The sequence below is a fragment of the Streptomyces virginiae genome (assembly GCF_041432505.1).
Taxonomy (GTDB): Bacteria; Actinomycetota; Actinomycetes; order Streptomycetales; family Streptomycetaceae; genus Streptomyces; species Streptomyces virginiae_A.
Genome location: NZ_CP107871.1, coordinates 524,928 through 543,204 on the forward strand (window position 1 = coordinate 524,928; position 18,277 = coordinate 543,204).

The following is an 18,277-nucleotide window of genomic DNA, read 5'->3' on the forward strand; positions in this document are numbered from 1 at the left end:
TCAGGGGGTGGGCGCCGTACGGGAGGCCGGTACCGGCACACGGCCGTGGGCGACGATGGACTGGAGGATCTCGCCGACCCTGACGGCCGTGTTCGACAGCAGGGAGGACGTGATGCCGTGCGTGTGCTCCGTTCCTCCCTGGAGGTAGATGCCGCAGCGCAGTTCGGGCGCGCTCTCGACACGGTAGTCGCGTGCCACGCGGACGCGGCCGAGTCCGTCGCGCCGGCAGTACTTCTCGACGTCCCCGAGCAGTCCGAGGCCGTCCGCCGAGCGGTATCCGGTCGCGTAGACCAGCGCGTCGGCCGCCAGGGCCTCCTTCTCCCCCGTGACCAGTGACTCGACGGTGACGCGTACGTGGTCGGGGGTCTCGGTGACGTCCGCGAGCCGCGACACCTTCAGGAAGCGCAGCCGCTCGGTACCCAGGACCTTCTCCTGGTACTCCTGCCGGTAGAGGTCGTCGATGAGGTCGATGTCCACCACGGAGTAGTTGGTGTTGGCGTGGTACTCGATCAGCTTGCGCTTGATCTCCTCGGGGGCGGTGTAGTACTCGTCGACCGCCGAGGGGTCGAAGATCCGGTTGGCGAAGCCGCTGTCGTCGGCGGGGCTGTAGCCGTAGCGGGAGAAGACGGCGCAGACCTCGGCCCGGGGGAAGGTGCGGTGCAGGAAGGCCACGTTCTCGGCGGCGCTCTGACCGGCGCCGACGACGACGAACCGGGAGGGGTCCGCGCCTCCCAACGCGGCGACCCGCGTGAGGAGTTCCGAGGTGTGCCAGATCCGCTCGGTACGGTCCACGCCCTCCGGCATCTGCGGTCGCAGACCGGTGCCGATCACCAGGTTGCGCGCCCGGTGGACCACGAGCTCGGTGCCGGAGCGGGCGGTCACGTCCACGTACTCGATCGCGCCGTCGCGCAGGACGGGACGTACGGCGACGACCTCGGATCCGTAGGAGACCATGTCGTCGACCTTGGCGGCGGCCCACTCGAAGTAGTCGTGGAATTCGACGCGCAGCGGGAAGAGGTTCTTGTGGTTGACGAAGTCGATCAGGCGTCCCTTGCTCTGGAGGTAGCAGAGGAAGCTGTACTCGCTCGCCGGATTGCGCAGGGTCACCAGGTCCTTGAGGAAGGACACCTGCATCGTGGCGTCGTCGATGAGCATGCCGCGGTGCCAGCCGAATCGGGGCTGCTTCTCGAAGAAGTGGGCGGTGACCGCTTCCTGCGGTCCGACGCCGGCGTTGTGTTCGCTCAGTGCGATCGCCATGGCCACGTTCGAGGGGCCGAAGCCGATGCCGATGAGGTCGTGGATCAGCGGCGCATCATCGGACAGATCCTGTGACATGTGACTCCCAATCGTGCGGGGGGCAGCCGATTGCCATGCGTGGGGGAACCGAGGTCAGGGCACGCCGAAGGAGCGGAACCCGAGGAGAACTTAGGGAAGGCTAACCTGACAACAGGGACCTGTCGATGGGCAAATCAGATCGAGCCTCCATCGATCGAAGGCTGAACTCTCACCAAAGGAAGGCATGTTGCGCAGTTAGGTAAGGCTTGCTTTACTCAATTTGAAATCTGTCGCCGCTCCAAGGAGGAACCCCATGCGGGTCGTCATGTTCGGCTATCAGACGTGGGGGCACCGCACCCTGCAGGCCCTGCTGGAGTCCGAACACGATGTCGTTCTGGTCGTGACGCACCCGAAGAGCGAGCACGCCTACGAGAAGATCTGGAGCGACTCCGTCGCCGATCTCGCCGACGACCACGGTGTCCCGGTGCTCATCCGCAACCGCCCCGACGACGAGGAGCTGTTCACCCGGCTCAAGGAGGCGGAACCGGACATCATCGTGGCGAACAACTGGCGCACCTGGATCCCCCCGCGCATCTTCAACCTCCCCCGCCACGGCACCCTCAACGTCCACGACTCACTGCTGCCGAAGTACGCCGGCTTCTCCCCGCTGATCTGGGCGCTGATCAACAACGAGCCCGAAGTCGGCGTCACCGCCCACCTGATGAACGACGAGCTCGACGCGGGCGACATCGTGGTCCAGCGCGCCGTACCGGTCGGCCCGACGGACACCGCCACCGACCTGTTCCACAAGACGGTCGACCTGATCGCGCCGGTCACCGTGGGCGCCCTGGGCCGGATCGCGGCCGGCGAGACCGAGTTCACCCACCAGGACCGCTCCCAGGCCAGCTTCTTCCACAAGCGGTCGGCCGAGGACATCCGCATCGACTGGACCTGGCCGGCCGAGGACCTCCAGCGACTCGTCCGCGCCCAGTCGGCCCCCTACCCGGCAGCCTTCACCTTCCACCGCGGCAAGCGTCTGGAGGTGCTGGCCGCCGTCGTCTCGGAGGGCCGCTACGGGGGCACGCCCGGCCGCGTCTTCTACCGCGAGGGCGAAGGCGTCGTGATCGTGGCCGGAGCCGACGCCCGCACCGGGCGCAACCACGGCCTCGCCATCACCCGGGTACGCACCGAGGACGGCGAGGAGATGCCCGCCACCGACTACTTCACCACCATGGGCGGCTACCTGACCAGCCACTGATCCACCCCGTCACCCGGGCACCGAGCCTTCCCGGTGCCCGGGTGACGCGCGTTCATGTCGGCTCCGCGCGGAGGCCGACATGAACACGCGTCCGCCGGGTAGCCGCCGGTACACGGGGTGCGGTTCAGGCCGACAGAGGCTGCGACGGAGCCGCACCCCGGCGGGGCCGAGCGAGCCGGCCCGCGTTTGACCGGTACGACTTCGGGCAGCCGCGTGGCAGAGGCCGATCAGGCCCGGATGGAGGCGAGTCATGTCGAACAGCATGCTCATCACCGTGATCGTCATCGCGGCGGTCGTGGTCATCGCAGTCTGCGTCGGGCTGTGGATGATGTCCCGCCGACGCCGCCTGCAGCAGAGATTCGGGCCCGAGTACGACCGCACGGTCGAAGCCGAGGGCGGCCGGATGGCCGCGGAGCGCGACCTTCGGGCCCGCGAGGAGCGCCACGCCGGATTCGAGCTCAAGGAACTCCCGTCGGAGCGGCGTCACCAGTACGCGCTGGAGTGGAGCGGTGTCCAGGAGCGATTCGTGGACCGGCCGGAGGGCTCCGTCGGCGAGGCCGACGAGCTGGTCACGCGACTGATGCAGGAGCGCGGGTACCCCGCCGAGGGATTCAGCCGCCAGGTGCGCGATCTCTCGGTCGAACACGGACGGACCTTGGAGCACTACCGCGCCGCGCACGACGTCAAGGAGCGCAGCGGTACGGGACGGACGACGACGGAGGAACTCCGCGGAGCGATGGTGCACTACCGAGCGCTCTTCGAGGAGTTGCTCGACGACCAGAGGAGCCGGTGATCATGCAGAACCGAATGGACAGGGAAGACGACCGGACCGCCGGCACCGCGCTGACCACGGAGGACATCGCGAACCCCGGCGCGGCGTCCGCCGTGCCGGACACCCGACTCGACGATGACCGACAGGCGCCCACCTACCCGGGCGAGGCGACGGCGGACCCCCGGGGCGACGACGACGTCAGGGCCGAGGAGGCGACCGGTTACGAGGGCGAGCAGCCCTCGGCGACGGACGAGCCGCTCCTCGCCGGCGAGGAGTCGGAGGGCTACCGCACGAAGTGGCGCGAGATCCAGAGCCGCTTCGTGGACGACCCGCAGGAAGCGGTCAAGTCGGCGGACGCTCTGGTCGCCGAGGTGATGCAGACGCTCGCCCAGACCTTCTCCACCCGCAAGCAGGGGCTGGAGGGGCAGTGGGACCGGGGCGGACAGGTCGCCACGGAGGAGCTGCGGCTGGCGCTCCAGCAGTACCGCTCCTTCTTCAACCGGCTGCTCAACACCTGAGCCCGACGGCACACGACGCCGTCGGCAGGCGGATCATCAGGCCCCGACGCGGCTGTCGCGCGCCGGACCCCGCAGGTAGAGGTCCGGCGCGCACGGCGTGCGAGCAGCCTCGTCCGCGCGCACGCTTGACACAGGAACGTGAGAACACGTCACCCGGAGCCACCGATGACTCGCTCGTACGATCCACCACAACGGCATCTCGATCTGCCGGACGACCCCAGTGCCGCCTGCCGTGCCCGCGACGCGACCTACCGGTTCCTGCACGGCGCCGACGACCAGGAGCATCCGGTGCTCCCGGCCTCCGCGGACGCCGCCGCCCTGATCGTGACCGAGCTCGTCACCAATGCCGTCCGGCACACCGACGGCCCGTGCAGCCTCGACCTCGCCCTGCACGAGGGGCTGCTCGACATCGACGTCACCGACACCAGTCCGGCCGCGCCCGTGACACGCCCGCCGCACCTGGGCGGCAGCGGCGGCTGGGGCCTGATCCTCGTCCGCCGCATCGCCCGCGAGTTCAGCATCATGCCCACGGACACGGGCGGAAAGCGCGTCCACGTCTGCGTCGCCGTCGCCGTATGACACCGTCGGAGCCGGCTGCGGGTCCGGCTCATTCGGCGTCCGCCGGCAGGTGGATGTCCAGCACGCACACGTCGTCCTGCCCCGCGGGGTGCAGGGCCGCCAGGAGCCGGGCCAGGGCGTCCGGGGCGTCCCCTCCCATGGCCTCGGCGGCGGCCACGGCGAGCCGGTCGAGTGCCCGGTCCATGTTCTCCCCGGGGATCTCGACGAGCCCGTCGGTGTAGAGCAGGAGGTGATCGCCGGGCTCCAGGTCGAGCGTGTCCTGCACGTACACGGAGTCGAAGGACGCTCCGAGGAGGTTTCCCTCCAGCAGCGGGAGGAAGCGTGCCTCGCCGCCGCGCACCAGCAGGGGTGGCAGGTGCCCGGCCCGGACCCAGGCCATGCGCCGTTCCGCCGGACTGTACCGCGCCATGATCATCGTCGCGGTGGTGGCGGCCGTGTGCAGGAGGAGGGTGTTGAGGCGGTCCATGGCGTCGGGCAGGGCCGAGCCGGTGATGATCATGCCTTTGGCGGTGAACCGCAGCTGTGCCATCGCCCCGACGGCGTCCAGTCCGTGGCCCGCGACGTCCCCGACGACGAAGAGGGCGCTCCTGTCCGGGAGTTCGATGGCGCTGTACCAGTCTCCGCCGACGTTCACCCCGGTGTCCGAGGGCATGTAGGCGATGTCGACGCACAGCCCGACCAGCTCGATCGACTGTTCCGGGATCGGCAGCAGGGCGTGCTGGAGGCGTGCGGCGATGGCGCGTTCGGCCTGGAGCACGCCCCGCTGGACCAGTACGGCGCGCTCGCTCTCCCGCAGGGCGAGCTCGGCGTCCCGTTGTGTCGTGCAGTCCTGGAAGAAGCCGTGCACCTCGACCGTGGCCCCGTAGGCATCCGTCTCGGCCTCGGCGACCAGACGGAGGTGTCGTACCCCGTCGGCGGTACCGATACGGACGGGTCGGTCGATCGGAGCCCCTTCGTCCAGCAACCGCCGAACGGCCTCGGCCAGTGCGGGTCGGTCGTCCGGCAGGACATGCCGCGGAAGCTCTTCCAACGGGACGGGCCCGAGGCCCGGTGAGCGGTCGAGGACCGTGTACACCTGGTCGGACCAGTTGACCGTGCCCCTGACCGGATTCCAGTCGGCCCAGCCGAGGTTGCCCAGGCGCTGCATGGTGGCCAGCCGACGGACCTCGCGCGCGGTGGTGTCCTGGCGGATCCACGAGACGACCAGCCGACCGGCCAGCCGGGCTGCGCGGACGGAGTAGACGGATGTCTCGGCCACCCCCGCGGTCACCTCCCGGTACGAGAACGGCTCGCCCTCGTAGGTCGCCCCGGTGTCGAGGGCGTCGCGGTAGCCCTGCCACAGGGGAGTGCCCGCCACGGTCGGATAGGTCTCCAGGATCCGCCGTCCGACCAGCTCCCTCCCGCGGCGGCCCGCCACGTCCACCGACTCCGGAGCGGCCGCCTCGATCCGGTAGTCCTCCACCTCACCGCTCGGAGACCGCAGTGGTGCCAGGAGGATCACCGCCCCGGACACGGCGTCGAGGATGCTCTGGACGGCGGTCACGTCCAGGTCCGCCGGCTCGGCCCTCCGGTTCCCGAAGACCCGCAGGGTGCCACCGCTCAGGCGCACGGCCTGCTGGAGCACGTCCCGCTCCTCGCCGCCGAAGGGGATGGAGGCCTTCCGGAAGAATCCGATGGCGCAGGTGACCGGGTCCGCGCCCGGTACGGGGATCCACGCGCGGGTGGGCCATCGCTCGGGCGATCCGATGAGCCGGTACCTTTCGGCGCCGCGCTCCGGATCGTCCAGCCACCGTGGCTCACCCGAGGTGATCGCCTCCAGGGCGGCGACTCCCGACAGCGGGGGGACGTCCCGCCACTGCGCTGCCAGTACCTCGTCGATCCCCGAGTTGCCGATGAGCTCCAGCCGCCCGGCCCCGCCCACGGTGTAGATCATCACCCCGTCCACCGCGAGGGGGAGGCGCAGCGCCTCGTGCAGGATCTCCGCGGCGTCGTCCGCGCTCCGGGCGTCGGTCAGCGCGACCGCCAGGCCGGCCATCAGGGTGCGGGAGTCCTGGTCGCCGCGGCCGGGGCGGGGGTCCGAGCCGCGGGCGGGCAAGGCACCCTGCGGGGTCGTACGGCCGCTCTCCGTAACCGGGCCATGGGTCGTCGGACGCGCCGGGCCGGGCTTCGGCCGGATCCCGCCGAGGGTGATCCAGCACTCCTCCATCAGGGTCGTCCCCCGGCTGTCGGCCCGCCGGACGAGCGTCTCGTACGCCGCGTCGGCCGAAACGCCTTCCCAGGCCATCAGAACGCCTTTGGCCCGCTCCAACACGCCCGCGACGGAGGCAAGGCCCTCCAGGTCCGCCACCTCGGCCCGGAGCCTGGCCACCACCTTGGCCAGGGCCAGTACGTCGGGAGACGCACCGTCGCCCGGGGCCGTCGGATCCATCTGCACCCTTCGAGCATGGCACGGTCACCGACACCGGTGCGGATCCGCGATCGGCCCGCCTCGCCTCAGCCCTCGCTCCGGTCCAGTTCCTCGGCTCGGCGCGCGGCCTTCTCCGCCGTCCGTCCGGCCTGGGCGTGCGCCTGCTCGGCCTGCCGATACTCCCGCCGCGCCTCCCGGACCGCCCGCCCAGCGGCCGATGCGCTGCCGCACGGCGGAGAGTTCCTCGCGCAGGTCGGCCGCCACGCCTTCGGCCCGGTCCCGGGCGGCCGCGGCCTCGGCGGGGCGTCGCTCGGTACGAGCGACGCCCCGTCTCCCGTAGCCGCTCCCCCGCCCCGGCCGCCGGCCGCGCGGCCTCCGCGGACAGCGCGCCGATCACCCGGTGTTGCTGGTGCGGCAGCGCCCGCATCAGCGCCTCGGCCAGGTCGGGACGGGTACGGGCCGGCAGGTTCACGGCCCACACGGCCAGGTCGGCCTGCGCAGTCCGCCGATCGTGGCCGCCGCCGCGGTGTCCTTCTCCCGGCGGGCCCGCGCCACGTAGGCGTCGCGAGCCCCGGTGAAATCCGCCGGCCGCAGCACGTACACCTCGAAGATCACCGCATCCGCGTCCAGACCGGTCGGCCGCCGGGCCTCATGGCGTCAGGCGGGTCCCTGATGGGGCGCCGTCGGCGGTTCCGCCGGCTCCTCCTCGGCCTCCGCCTCGCTCTCGGCGTCCGCGTCGTCTCCGGCGTCTCCGGCGTGGGCGCGCAAGTGCCCGATCACCGTGTTGGCCACGGCGACCAGGGGGACCGCGACGACCGCTCCCCCGATGCCGGCCAGCACGCCGCCGGCCGCGACCGCCAGGACCACGGCGAGGGGGTGGACCCGTACGGCCCGCCCGAGGATGAACGGCTGCAGCACGTGGCCCTCGATCTGCTGGACGACGAGCACCACCAGCAGGGTCATCAGAGCGGTGAACACCCCCTGCGTGACCAGGGCGACGACCACGGCGAGCGCCCCGGACGCGACGGCGCCGACGAGGGGGACGAACGAGGCCAGGAAGATCACCACGGCGATGGGGACGGCGAGCGGCACACCCAGGAAGTAGATGCCGAGACCGATGAACAGGGCGTCGATGAAGGCGACGATCATGGTCCCGCGTACGTAGGCGGTCAGGGTGCGCCAGGCCGCCGGTCCCGCGTCGGCCACGTCGGGCCGGGCGACGGCGGGCACCAGCTTGAGCGTCCATCGCCAGATGCGCTTGCCGTCGTACAGCAGGAAGAGCGTCGAGAACATCGCCAGCAGCATCCCGGTGAGGATCTCCACGAGGACGGTCACGCCCTGGAGTCCGGTCGAGGTGATCTCGCTGGTGCTGGTTCCGATGGCATCGCTGAGGCGCCCGGCGACATCGTTGATCTGCTGGTCGGTCACGTGGAGGGGGCTGTCGAGGAGCCAGCGTTTCAGTTCCTCGATGCCTTCCTGGAGCCGCCCGGAGAGATTGTCGAGGTTGTCCAGGACCTGCCAGACGACGAACCAGCCGATCAGCCCCAGGACGACGAACCCGAAGAGCGCGGTGACGGCGGTGGCGAGCCCCCGGGAGAGCCCGACGCGGTTCAGCCGGGACACCGTCGGCTCCAGCAGGGCCGTGATGAGCAGCGCGGCGACGAAGGCGAGGACGACGAGCCGGACGGAACCGATGACGCGCATGACCACCCACAGCGTGGCCGCGAGCACCAGGAACCGCCAGCCGGCCTCGGCCGCGACCCGGATGCCCCAGGGCACCGCCCGGGCGGGGTCCGGGTCGCGCGGGCGCCTGCGGTGCGCTTCGGCCGCGCGCTCCCGTTCGGCCGACAGCTCGGCCTCGTGGAGCGCCTGCGCGCGGCGTTCCCCGAGCGCGGCCACCCCGGCCTTCACGCGGCCGGGCCAGGTGCGGATCGCGGGCATCGTGGACCTCCTTACGTCCCACCTCGCCGTCTGCCCAGGATTCGGCCGCTCAGCCAGGCCCGGCCCGAGGTACTCGCATCGCGTTCGCACGGATCCCGGCCGCCGTCGCTCGTCGTGGGTCGAGGCCGCCCTGCGGGCCATCCCCGGGCCCCGGTCCGCCGGGCGGCAAGTGATGCAGAAACGCTGCACGTTGCCCTCGCGCGCCGCCGCGGGGAGGGTGAGCTCCCGACCTCCGGGGCGTGTCCGGCCGCCTTCCGGGTTCACCCGTGGCCACTCTGGACCATCGAGCCCATGGCCCGTCCACCCCCACCTGACTCAGGAGCATCATGCGCGCCTCGCCCCGACCGGCCCGGTGGCTGCTGCCCGTCCTCCTCCTCGTGGTCTGGCTGGGCCTCGGGGGGAGCCTCGGCTCCTACGCGGGGAAGCTCGGCGAGGTGTCCACCAACGACCAGGCGGCCTTCCTCCCCCGCAGTGCCGAATCCACCAAGGTCGCCCAGGCCCAGGGGGCCTTCCGGCAGGAGGAGTCGCTGCCGGCCGTGGTCGTCTGGACGGCGGACGGCGCCGCGAAGGTGACCGCGGCCCAGACCGCCTCCGCGCGGGCCGCACTGGCCTCGCTGGAGGGCCGGCCCTGGACCGCCGGCTCGGCCTCCCCCGTCCTGCCGTCGCGCGACGGCAGGGCGCTGCAGGCGGTGGTCCCCCTGGACCCGGCCCTGGGTGACGAGCTGCCCGCGGCGGTCGCCGAGATCCGGGAAGCCGGCTCCCGCGTCGCGGCCACCACGTTCCACGTGACGGGACCGGCGGCCACCCGGGCCGACCTGTCGCAGGCCTTCGCCGGAATCGACGGACTGCTGCTGGGCGTGGCGCTGGCAGCCGTCCTCGTCATCCTGCTGCTCGTCTACCGCAGCGTCCTCCTGCCGCTGTTGATCATCATCGGGGCGGTGTTCGCCCTCTCCCTCGCCTGCGCGATCGTCTACGCCCTGGCCCGCGCGGATCTGGTCCGGGTCGACGGGCAGGTCCAGGGGATCCTCTCGATCCTCGTCATCGGCGCGGCCACCGACTACGCGCTGTTGCTGACCGCCCGCTTCCGTGAGGAACTGGGGCACACCGAGGACCGGTACGCCGCCATGCGCGCGGCCCTGCGGCAGTCCTGGGGACCGATCGTGGCCAGCGCGGGCACCGTGGCCCTGGGCCTGCTCGCCCTGTTCCTCAGCGACCTGACCAACAACCGGGCGCTGGGGCCCGTCGGGGCCATCGGGATCGTCTGCGCGGTGGCGAGCGCCCTCACCTTCCTGCCGGCGGCGCTGGTGCTGCTGGGGCGCAAGGCCTACTGGCCGGCGCACGTGACCGCCGAGAGCGGCTCGGCCGGGATCTGGAGCCGGATCGCCGCCCTCGTCGGCGGCGCTCCCCGGCGGGTCTGGGCCGTGGCCCTGGCGGGCCTGCTCGCGTGCGCCGCCTTCGCGCCGACGCTGCACTCGGGCGGTGTTCCGCTGGACGAGATCTTCGTGAACGAGGCCCCTTCGGTGACGGCGCAGAAGGTACTCGGCGAGCACTTCCCGGGAGGGGCCGGCAATCCGGCCGTCGTGATCGCCGCCGCCGACCGGCAGGCGCGGGTACGCGCGCAGGCCGAAGGCACGCCGGGCGTGGACTCGGCCGTCGTGCGGGGCGAGCGGGCCGGCCGGGTACGGATCGACGTGGTCCTGAAGGACCCCGCGGACAGCGCGGCCGCGAAGAAGACGGTGGTTCGGCTCCGCGAAGCGGTCCATCAGGTGCCGGGCGCGCAGGCCCTCGTGGGCGGCTACACCGCGCAGGCCTACGACACGCAGAAGACCGCCGAGCGCGACCGCGAGGTCATCGTCCCGGTGGTGCTGGCCATCATCCTGATCATCCTGGTGGCGCTGCTGCGCTCCCTGGTGATGCCGCTGCTGCTGGTGGCGACGGTGGCCCTGAACTTCTTCGCCACCCTGGGCGTGTCCGCCCTCGTCTTCCGCCACGTGTTCGGGTTCAGCGGCACGGATTCGTCCGTCCCCCTGTACGGGTTCGTCTTCCTCGTCGCCCTTGGCGTGGACTACAACATCTTCCTCATGTCGCGGGTGCGGGAGGAGTCGCTGCGCCACGGTGTCCGCGAGGGGGTGACCCGGGGGCTGACGGCCACCGGCGGGGTGATCACGTCCGCCGGGGTGGTCCTCGCCGCGACGTTCGCCGCGCTGAGCGTCATCCCGCTGGCGTTCCTCGTGCAGATCGCCTTCATCGTGGCCTTCGGGGTCCTCCTGGACACCCTGATCGTGCGCTCGCTCCTGGTTCCCGCCCTGGTCCTGGACATCGGCCCGGCGGCCTGGTGGCCGGGCCGACTGAGCCGTCGCCCGAGCGCCGATCGCTGAGGCGGCCGGAGTTCGGGGCGGCGCCCGCCTCAACCCGGCCAGTTCACGCGTCCGAGGTGGATCAGGCGGAGCTGGGCCCGGGCCGTGCCGGTGGCCGCCGCCCAGTCCTCGCCCCGGAGGGAGGCGGCCAGGAACGCCGAGGCCGTCATGAACATGTGATCCACCAGCAGCCGGGACAGCATCGTCACGTCGTCGGCGTCCCAGCCCGCGCCCAGGGCATCGGCCGCGAGGGCCGCGCCCACCTCGTCGGCGAGCACGTCGAGGTGCCCGGCGATGGCGTCGCGCACCGCGGGCACCCCGCCGTGGCGCTCGCGGACCAGGAAGCGGACGTGCGCGGGCCGGCTGCGCACGAGTTCGGCGACGAGCCGCACCACGGCGTCGCCGCGCCGACCGGCGTCGCCGGTCGCGGCGAGGATGTCCCGCACCGTCGCGTGCAGGCTGGCCAGCGCCTCCTCGACCAGTGCGGTCCCCAGCTCGTCCATGCCCCGGAAGTGCCGGTAGAAGGCGGTGGGGGCGACTCCGGCGGCCCGGGTCACCTCTCTGAGGCCGAGGCTGCCGAGGCTGCGGTCCGTCAACTCGGCCAAGGCCGCGTCGAGGAGGGCGCGTCGGGTACGGAGGCGTTGGGTCTCACGAAAGCCGATGTCCGAACTCATGACGCGAAGTCAACCGCGTCACACTTGCGCGCCGCCAGCATGACGACAACTGAACCGGGTAGTCAGTGAACAACTGTTACCTGAATGGAAGGACGTCTCATGCTCTTCCTCGTAGGTGCGTTGCTGGTGCTCGGCGTCGTCCTCGGCGCCGTGGCCCATGTCCCCGCGCCCGTCAGCCTGGTCGCCGGTCTGGCCATCGCCCTCTGGCTCGCCCTCTTCGCCACGCGCGAGCGCTTCGCGGCCCACCGCCGGACCGGACGCCTCGACCACGGACGCGGGGGTGCGCGATGACCCCGCTGACCCGATCCGACACCCGATCCGACACCCGGGCCCGCACCGGATCCCGACCCACGACCCCTACCCGTACCCGTAGCCGTGAGGCCGATGCGATGGCCGTCACCGGCTTCGTCCTCGGCCTGGTGGGGCTGCTGGTGATGAACCTGATCCTCGGCCCGACCGCCGTCGTCCTCGGCGCCCTCGCCCTACGGCGGCGCACGACCAGGCCCGGCCGGGCCCGTCTGGGCATCGCCCTGGGCCTGGCCGACCTGGCCGTCCTCGGCTGCCTCGTCACCGCCGACGGAACGTGGTCCTGGGGCCTGGCCTGAACTCCGTCGAGCGGCGTCGGGCGCCATGCGGAACCACGCCGGGCGGCGACCCGCACCCCGTCCTCGAACGCCTCGGAACCCCTGCATGACCATGGTTCAGGCCACTAGAATTCGGCCGTACCAGGCGCGATGCGGGGGGGGCCGAGTGGACGCGTTGATACCGGGTGACCCGACACAGGTCGGGCCTTACCACGTCGTCGCACGACTCGGCAGCGGCGGCATGGGCCGGGTCTATCTGGCCCGCACGCCCGGCGGACGCAGCGTGGCCGTCAAAGTGGTCCATCCGGAACTGGCCCGGGATCCCGAGTTCCGACGGCGGTTCGCCCGCGAGGTCGCCGCCGCGCGGGCGGTGGACGGGCGGTACACCGCACAGGTCCTCGCCGCCGGGGTGGACGATCCGACACCGTGGCTGAGCACGGTCTTCGTACCCGGGATGTCGCTCGCCGAGGCGGTGGCCGAACACGGGCCGTTCCCCGAGGCCTCGGCGCTCGCCCTGGCCCGCGGGCTGGCGGCGGCCCTCTCCGCCGTGCACGCCGCCGGACTGGTGCACCGCGATCTGAAGCCGTCCAACGTCCTGCTGGGGCCCGACGGGCCCCGGGTCATCGACTTCGGGATCTCGCGGGCCACCGAGGCGAGCGCGCTGACCCGCACCGGAATGACCGTCGGCTCCCCCGGTTTCATGTCGCCCGAGCAGGCCTCCGGGGGCGCGGTAGGGACCGCCTCCGACGTGTTCTCCTTCGGAGCCGTACTGGCCTTCACCCTGAGCGGTGAGAGCCCCTTCGGGACCGGCGCCACCCCGGCCCTGCTCTACCGGGTCGTGCACTCCGAACCACGGCTGGACCACCTCTCCGGGCCCGCGCGGGACCTCGTACGACGCTGCCTCGCGAAGGACCCCGCCGAACGGCCCACCCTGGAAGCCCTGTTCACGGAACTGTCGGCCGAGGCGGACGACGCCCGCCCGGTCGGGTCCGACTGGCTGCCGGCCCCGGTCGCGCACAGCCTGCTCGCGCGCGCCTCCTCGGCTCTGGAGGCGGACTCCGACCCGTCACTGACGGCCACCGCACCCCCGAGGTACGCGCCCACGCGGGTGGACCCCGTGGCGGCGGCCGAGCCCTACCCGGCCACCCCGCCCGGATACGGCCCGCGCCCGGCCGGGGCCCGTGCCCGGTTCCGTACGGCGCCCTTCGTCGCGGCCGCCGCGGTGGTGGTGGCCGCGGCGATCGGGGCGCTCGTGTACACGGCCGTACAGAACGGGAAGGACGCGGCCGAGCGCTACGTCTCCCAGGACGACAGCGGCGGCACCCCCACGGATCCGGCGCCGGAGAGCACGGACCCGCTCGACGGGTGGTCCATGTCGGACGAGGCGGAGATCCAACTCCCCACCGGCCACGGCATCGACGCCACCGACCTCTCGGAGGCGCAGGTGGGGGACGGTTTCGATGTCGACCTGCACCCCGACTGGGACCTCGCCGGGGACGACATCCTGCTGCTCAAGTCCGGGGACGCCGAACTGAACAGCGACTGCCTCGCGGACGAGCGGAGCTCGGACTACGGAACGCTCGTGGAGGACGCCGAGTGGGGCATCGACGACCTGATCTGCGTCCGCGTCTCCTCCGACCTGCTGCTCGTCCTCCAGGTCACCGACATCCAGGACGGCCAGGACGACTACCTGGAGGCCGTTGCCAAGGTGTGGAAGCGCGATTGATCCACCGCTCCTCCTCGGTTCGGCCCGCAGCATGATCAAAACCGGTAGGGTGATAGGGAAAATCCCTTTTGCCTTCCGGCAGTTCATCACACACCGAAGCGACGCACACCTGTGAACGACGAAACAGACCGAGCCCCCATCGAGGACACCCGCTTCGGCGCGATCACCGTCCGCCAGGGCGGCCAGGACCGCATCGAGGTCGACGGCGAGGCGATCCCCCGCGTGACCCTGGAGCGCGCCCCGGCGACGGAGGCGGACCCGCAGATCGCCATCGGCACCCGCGACCCGGCACACCTCACGATGCGCGTCGACGACACGGCGGTCGAACTCCAGCCGGCGAAGGGCCGCCTGAGCAGGCACTCGTACCGGGTGGACGTGAGGTACGCCGGAGCCGACTACCGCCTGGTCCCGGACTCCGTCCCCAGCAGCCGACTGACCCGCGACGGGATGCACCTGGGCGACTTCTCCTCCGACGGGGACGAGACGGTCATCGCCGAATGGCGGGAGGACCGCGAGATCCGCCCGGCGGACGCGGCGATCGGATACGCCCTCGCCTCGGCGTTCGGCACGGGCGCACAGCCGATGTGGATGATGATCGTCGACGGGGTGACCAGCGCCCTCCCGTGAGCCTGGAGCCATCGCCTGTTCGACAAGCCGGTGAGCCTGCAGCGGCGACGAGGGAGCCGACGCAGTGCGCAAGGGCCGGCCATGGGGCCTTGGCACCGGAGAACAGAATGCTGCTGACGGCGACTTACTGAGCTTTTTCACAGTGGCCACTGATCGGGTGACTCGGGTCGAGTCGGGTTGAGGACCGCGACGCACGGGGCTCCCGCGCCGTTGAGGGAGGTGTTCGAACTACCGTAGGTGAGCCCGTTGAGTGGGATGGATAGCGAATCCGTGCAGAGAGGCAGCGGGGAATGCGTGTGGTGGAGAGCTGGTCCCGCGTAATGAATCTCCTCCGGGAGTATGCTCCGGCCGATCACGCGGACCTGCCCGGCCCGGCCACGGAGCGGATGCTCGCGGCCGCCGAGGAGCGCACGGGTCTCTCATTGCCTCAGGAACTGCGGGCGTGGCTGTTGCAGAACAACCTGGATCTTCCCGAGGACGAGGTGGACGACGACGTCGCCTGCTGCGGTTACGCCGGGTTCCCGGACGAGGGGAGCTTCTTTCTGGGCATCCGGGCGATGGAGAGGTTCTACGCGAATCACCCCTTGTCCGGTGGGGGCGAATGGCGCGAGGAGTGGATCCCGTTCAAGTCGGATCAGGACGGCTGGATGGGACAGTTCATCGACGCGAGGGACGGACGTATCGGCAGATGGTTCGTGGGTGCGCCCACGGTCACCGGCGAGTACGCGTCATTGGCTGACTACTTCGACTCTGTGGCGGAGATGCTGACGAGGATCGGCGCGGGGGGCTATCCGATCTGTTCGGTTGTCGAAGGGCGACTTGTCTGGTCGTGAGGCCCCGAGGCCGTGAACGGAGGTGCCCCCGGAACCGAAGAACGGCCGGGGGCACTTCTCATGATCCGGTTACGGCGTGGGAGCGGTGAATCCGTCGAGGTCGACCCGGTGAGCCGTCCGAACGGTGTGGTCACCCAGGGGCCGGCCCCGATGTAGGCACGGTCGGCGAGGACGGGGACACCCTGGCGTTCGCAGATCCGGATGATGCGGTGGGTGCGAGCGGCGGTCAGGTCGTGGGTGCGGCCGGGCAGTGCGGGTGAGATCCACAGCAGGTCGCCCGCGGGAGTCGGCCACGACCAGCTTGAGCCGACGCGCTCGCCGGACGGCGGCGGCAAGCCGTTGGCGCCGGTGCAGAACACCGGCTCGTCGTCGACCGTTGATGCAATCCGTATCACCGGCGTACATCGGGATGGCGCAGCCAAGGTGACGAGCGGGGCCCTCGCGTGCCGCCGCCCCGTCGTCCGGGCCTCGCGGCCTAGCTTTGAACGTTCGCGCAGATGGCATAGCCGCTGTAGCCGAGGGGCACGGTGTCGGTGTTCTGCACGGTGACGATCCACGAAGTGCCGCCCGCGCCGGGGAACGACCGGATCGTCAGCAGCTTGGCCCCGTTACCGACGAACCCACCCCCGAGGACCTTCCTGCCCGCCGGACACGTGACCACGACCTGCTCGAAGCCGTTCGGATCGACGGGGACACCGTCCTGGCGCACGATCTCGTAGCCGGAAACTCCGGTTTGACCCTTGTCGCCGTGTTTGACGGGAACCGGCACCGGACCACTGGGGCGAGGCCCCTCCTGGGCATGAGCCCCTGCCATGCCCAGCAGCGCGGTGATGGCCGTGGAGGTAAGGATGGTGACGAACCGGCTCACATGCATGTTCTCTCCGTCGCTGGAAGGGATGGCTTTCTCCTTCTGTGACTACCAACAACAGGCAGCAAGGGAGGCGCAACGCGACCACGATGTGGTTGTCCGATGACCTGTTCGGATCAGGCCGTGCCGCTGGGAGCTCGGCGTTCGGGTGGGACCGCCATGTACCTTTTCAGCCTGTCCCGGCGCCACCAGGCCTCGGATCCGGATCCGGCCGGGTATGGCCGGGGCGGGGGGCAGGTTGCGAGACTGGTGGGATGGAAGAGTTCTCCGCGTCACGCGTTGACGCCTACCTGCGGCGGATCGGGGCCGAGCGGCCCGGGTCGGCGAGTGCGGCCGCCCTGCGCGACCTGCACCTGCGGCACCTGCGGACCGTTCCCTTCGAGAGCCTGTCCATCCACCTCGGACAGGAGATCGTGCTGGAGGGCGAGGCGCTGCTCGACAAGCTGCTGCACGGCGGTCGCGGCGGGTTCTGTTACGAGCTGAACGGCGTGTTCGCGCTGCTGCTGCGGTCCCTGGGTTACCGGGTGGAGCTGTTGCAGGCCCGGGTGCACTCGGCCGACGGCGGACCGGGCATCCCGTACGACCACCTGGCGCTGCGCGTGGAGTGCGAGGACGGTCGTCCGTGGCTGGTGGACGTGGGCTTCGGCGACCACAGCCACTTCCCGTTGGCCTTCGACGAGCCCGGCGAGCAGAGCGACCCGGGCGGCGTGTTCCGGATCGTGCCGGTCGACGGCCGCCACGGGGACCTCGACGTCCTCCAGAACGGCGTGCCCCGGTACCGGCTGGAGACCCGCACCCGGGTCCTCGCCGACTTCGTGACCGGCGCGTGGTGGCACAGCACCTCGCCCGTGTCCGGTTTCACCCGCAAGCCGGTGTGCTCACTGCTGACGGAGGCCGGCCGGACCACCCTCAGCGACCGCGTCCTGACGGTCACGGCCGACGGGGAACGGACCGAGCGGACCCTGACCGACGACGCCGAGGTGTTGGCGGCCTACCGCACCCACTTCGGCATCGACCTGCCCCGCGTCCCGGTCCCCCTCCACCCGCGCCCCTGACGGCCTCGGGGGCGTCAGCCGCGTTCGAAGGCGTGCGAGTGGCCGATCACGACGAAGCCACGCCGCTCGTACCAGTGGCGCGGCCAATCCATGGCATCGGCGGTCAGGAAGCGGAAGTCGCTGTCGCGGGCCGCGGCCCGGCTCAGGGCGCCCGCCAGGACGGCGTCGGCGTAGCCGCGCCCGAGGTGGGCCTCCGAGGTGATCAGGTCCTCGATCTGGGCGGTGCCGGTCTCCCGGTCGACATAGAGGTCGGCCCACGAGGCGACCTCGCCCGCCTCCGTGCGGGCGCCGATGAACCGTACGATGTCCGCCCCGCGCCGGCGGGCCTCGCGCCGGTCGACGAGCTGGCGCAGCACCTCGTCGTCGACGTCCGGGAGGAAGCCCCGCCAGCGCCGGGTCAGCGGAACGCGCAGCGCGTCGAGGTCCACCTCCTGGGCGGGTCCGGCGTCGGGCACCGGGCCGGTGTGCAGCATCACGAGGTAGGTGGAGTGGGTGTATCCGGCCCGGAGCAGCGGCTCCGCGCACGCCTTGCCGGTGTCGTCGTCGAGTACGGAGATCAGCCGGTGCGGCAACTGCCCCAGGGCTTCCTCCGCGAGGGCGGGCAGCGCCTCGGGGTCGACGGCCGCGTCGATGACGACCTGATTGTTCGCACGGGACTGTACGAACGCGTCGTCGTACACGGCGAACCCGCCGGGGAGGGCCACGGTGCGCGCGGCCTGGCGGCGGGCGAAGTCCGACAGGAAGGTGTTGACGCGCTGGAGTGCTGGGCTCGGCATGGGCCGAGCCTATGCAGCCCGGGCCGC

18 protein-coding genes and 1 pseudogene are annotated in these 18,277 nt (G+C 71.5%); 11 read left to right on the top strand and 8 right to left on the bottom strand.

What is annotated here, in order from left to right:
* Positions 1 to 1,335 (bottom strand): lysine N(6)-hydroxylase/L-ornithine N(5)-oxygenase family protein, encoded by a 1,335-nt coding sequence (locus tag OG624_RS02420; RefSeq protein ID WP_371638971.1) that lies wholly within the window; start codon positions 1,333 to 1,335, stop codon positions 1 to 3.
* 253 nt (positions 1,336 to 1,588) lie between these two features.
* Here OG624_RS02420 and OG624_RS02425 point away from each other — a divergent pair, with 253 nt between their 5' ends.
* The 4 genes from OG624_RS02425 to OG624_RS02440 all read left to right on the top strand — a co-directional run bounded on the left by OG624_RS02425 (position 1,589) and on the right by OG624_RS02440 (position 4,402).
* Positions 1,589 to 2,533 carry a methionyl-tRNA formyltransferase gene (locus OG624_RS02425; RefSeq protein ID WP_033225271.1) on the top strand — a complete coding sequence of 315 codons (945 nt, stop codon included), beginning with the start codon at positions 1,589 to 1,591 and terminating at the stop codon, positions 2,531 to 2,533.
* A gap of 250 nt (positions 2,534 to 2,783) precedes the next feature.
* Entirely contained in the window at positions 2,784 to 3,326 is a 543-nt protein-coding gene (locus OG624_RS02430) for a hypothetical protein (protein ID WP_033225270.1), read from the top strand.
* 2 nt (positions 3,327 to 3,328) lie between these two features.
* Entirely contained in the window at positions 3,329 to 3,823 is a 495-nt protein-coding gene (locus OG624_RS02435) for a hypothetical protein (protein WP_371638972.1), read from the top strand.
* A gap of 165 nt (positions 3,824 to 3,988) precedes the next feature.
* The gene (locus OG624_RS02440; protein WP_033225269.1) at positions 3,989 to 4,402 is read left to right on the top strand and encodes an ATP-binding protein; all 414 of its coding nucleotides are present in this window, start codon (positions 3,989 to 3,991) and stop codon (positions 4,400 to 4,402) included.
* A gap of 28 nt (positions 4,403 to 4,430) precedes the next feature.
* Here OG624_RS02440 and OG624_RS02445 read toward each other — a convergent pair whose 3' ends face one another.
* The 3 genes from OG624_RS02445 to OG624_RS02455 all read right to left on the bottom strand — a co-directional run bounded on the left by OG624_RS02445 (position 4,431) and on the right by OG624_RS02455 (position 8,750).
* Positions 4,431 to 6,830 (bottom strand): SpoIIE family protein phosphatase, encoded by a 2,400-nt coding sequence (locus OG624_RS02445; RefSeq protein ID WP_371640820.1) that lies wholly within the window; start codon positions 6,828 to 6,830, stop codon positions 4,431 to 4,433.
* A 447-nt stretch (positions 6,831 to 7,277) separates the two neighbouring features.
* Positions 7,278 to 7,424 carry a hypothetical protein gene (locus OG624_RS02450; RefSeq protein ID WP_371638973.1) on the bottom strand — a complete coding sequence of 49 codons (147 nt, stop codon included), beginning with the start codon at positions 7,422 to 7,424 and terminating at the stop codon, positions 7,278 to 7,280.
* Between the two features lie 42 nt (positions 7,425 to 7,466).
* Positions 7,467 to 8,750 (bottom strand): AI-2E family transporter, encoded by a 1,284-nt coding sequence (locus OG624_RS02455; RefSeq protein ID WP_371638974.1) that lies wholly within the window; start codon positions 8,748 to 8,750, stop codon positions 7,467 to 7,469.
* 326 nt (positions 8,751 to 9,076) lie between these two features.
* Between OG624_RS02455 and OG624_RS02460 the strand changes: the two genes are divergently transcribed.
* Positions 9,077 to 11,128: an MMPL family transporter gene (locus OG624_RS02460; protein ID WP_371638975.1), complete on the top strand. Its 2,052-nt coding sequence runs from the start codon at positions 9,077 to 9,079 to the stop codon at positions 11,126 to 11,128.
* 29 nt (positions 11,129 to 11,157) lie between these two features.
* Here OG624_RS02460 and OG624_RS02465 read toward each other — a convergent pair whose 3' ends face one another.
* Positions 11,158 to 11,781, bottom strand: a complete 624-nt coding sequence (locus OG624_RS02465; RefSeq protein ID WP_033225265.1) for a TetR family transcriptional regulator — start codon at positions 11,779 to 11,781, stop codon at positions 11,158 to 11,160.
* A gap of 99 nt (positions 11,782 to 11,880) precedes the next feature.
* Here OG624_RS02465 and OG624_RS02470 point away from each other — a divergent pair, with 99 nt between their 5' ends.
* The 5 genes from OG624_RS02470 (at position 11,881) to OG624_RS02490 (ending at position 15,551) form a co-directional block, all read left to right on the top strand.
* A complete protein-coding gene (locus OG624_RS02470; RefSeq protein WP_033225264.1) occupies positions 11,881 to 12,072 on the top strand; it encodes a hypothetical protein in 192 nt (63 codons plus the stop codon).
* Positions 12,069 to 12,386, top strand: coding sequence for a DUF4190 domain-containing protein (locus tag OG624_RS02475; RefSeq protein WP_371638976.1), 318 nt, complete (start codon positions 12,069 to 12,071; stop codon positions 12,384 to 12,386). Before OG624_RS02470 ends, OG624_RS02475 begins: the two co-directional genes overlap by 4 nt.
* A gap of 145 nt (positions 12,387 to 12,531) precedes the next feature.
* Positions 12,532 to 14,091, top strand: coding sequence for a serine/threonine protein kinase (locus OG624_RS02480; protein WP_371638977.1), 1,560 nt, complete (start codon positions 12,532 to 12,534; stop codon positions 14,089 to 14,091).
* Positions 14,092 to 14,202: 111 nt separating this feature from the next.
* A complete protein-coding gene (locus tag OG624_RS02485) occupies positions 14,203 to 14,718 on the top strand; it encodes a hypothetical protein (RefSeq protein ID WP_371638978.1) in 516 nt (171 codons plus the stop codon).
* A 290-nt stretch (positions 14,719 to 15,008) separates the two neighbouring features.
* Positions 15,009 to 15,551, top strand: coding sequence for an SMI1/KNR4 family protein (locus OG624_RS02490; RefSeq protein WP_371638979.1), 543 nt, complete (start codon positions 15,009 to 15,011; stop codon positions 15,549 to 15,551).
* Between the two features lie 113 nt (positions 15,552 to 15,664).
* Here the strand turns inward: OG624_RS02490 and OG624_RS02495 are convergent.
* Positions 15,665 to 15,835, bottom strand: a pseudogene (locus tag OG624_RS02495) (transposase family protein); the annotation flags it as partial.
* A 191-nt stretch (positions 15,836 to 16,026) separates the two neighbouring features.
* Entirely contained in the window at positions 16,027 to 16,425 is a 399-nt protein-coding gene (locus tag OG624_RS02500) for a hypothetical protein (protein ID WP_371638980.1), read from the bottom strand.
* Between the two features lie 248 nt (positions 16,426 to 16,673).
* Here OG624_RS02500 and OG624_RS02505 point away from each other — a divergent pair, with 248 nt between their 5' ends.
* Positions 16,674 to 17,474 carry an arylamine N-acetyltransferase family protein gene (locus OG624_RS02505; RefSeq protein ID WP_352164984.1) on the top strand — a complete coding sequence of 267 codons (801 nt, stop codon included), beginning with the start codon at positions 16,674 to 16,676 and terminating at the stop codon, positions 17,472 to 17,474.
* Between the two features lie 14 nt (positions 17,475 to 17,488).
* Here the strand turns inward: OG624_RS02505 and OG624_RS02510 are convergent, their stop codons facing one another.
* Entirely contained in the window at positions 17,489 to 18,250 is a 762-nt protein-coding gene (locus tag OG624_RS02510) for a GNAT family N-acetyltransferase (protein WP_371638981.1), read from the bottom strand.
* Positions 18,251 to 18,277: the final 27 nt, after the last annotated feature.

Excerpts from the sequence above, each read along its gene's own strand:
- OG624_RS02435 (WP_371638972.1), top strand. The coding sequence starts at position 3,329 with ATGCAGAACCGAATGGACAGGGAAGACGACCGGACCGCCGGCACCGCG.
- OG624_RS02510 (WP_371638981.1), bottom strand. The coding sequence starts at position 18,250 with ATGCCGAGCCCAGCACTCCAGCGCGTCAACACCTTCCTGTCGGACTTC.
- OG624_RS02505 (WP_352164984.1), top strand. The coding sequence starts at position 16,674 with ATGGAAGAGTTCTCCGCGTCACGCGTTGACGCCTACCTGCGGCGGATC.
- OG624_RS02460 (WP_371638975.1), top strand. The coding sequence starts at position 9,077 with ATGCGCGCCTCGCCCCGACCGGCCCGGTGGCTGCTGCCCGTCCTCCTC.
- OG624_RS02470 (WP_033225264.1), top strand. The coding sequence starts at position 11,881 with ATGCTCTTCCTCGTAGGTGCGTTGCTGGTGCTCGGCGTCGTCCTCGGC.
- OG624_RS02500 (WP_371638980.1), bottom strand. The coding sequence starts at position 16,425 with ATGCATGTGAGCCGGTTCGTCACCATCCTTACCTCCACGGCCATCACC.
- OG624_RS02440 (WP_033225269.1), top strand. The coding sequence starts at position 3,989 with ATGACTCGCTCGTACGATCCACCACAACGGCATCTCGATCTGCCGGAC.
- OG624_RS02420 (WP_371638971.1), bottom strand. The coding sequence starts at position 1,335 with ATGTCACAGGATCTGTCCGATGATGCGCCGCTGATCCACGACCTCATC.
- OG624_RS02490 (WP_371638979.1), top strand. The coding sequence starts at position 15,009 with ATGCGTGTGGTGGAGAGCTGGTCCCGCGTAATGAATCTCCTCCGGGAG.
- OG624_RS02430 (WP_033225270.1), top strand. The coding sequence starts at position 2,784 with ATGTCGAACAGCATGCTCATCACCGTGATCGTCATCGCGGCGGTCGTG.
- OG624_RS02445 (WP_371640820.1), bottom strand. The coding sequence starts at position 6,830 with ATGGATCCGACGGCCCCGGGCGACGGTGCGTCTCCCGACGTACTGGCC.
- OG624_RS02475 (WP_371638976.1), top strand. The coding sequence starts at position 12,069 with ATGACCCCGCTGACCCGATCCGACACCCGATCCGACACCCGGGCCCGC.
- OG624_RS02425 (WP_033225271.1), top strand. The coding sequence starts at position 1,589 with ATGCGGGTCGTCATGTTCGGCTATCAGACGTGGGGGCACCGCACCCTG.
- OG624_RS02465 (WP_033225265.1), bottom strand. The coding sequence starts at position 11,781 with ATGAGTTCGGACATCGGCTTTCGTGAGACCCAACGCCTCCGTACCCGA.
- OG624_RS02455 (WP_371638974.1), bottom strand. The coding sequence starts at position 8,750 with ATGCCCGCGATCCGCACCTGGCCCGGCCGCGTGAAGGCCGGGGTGGCC.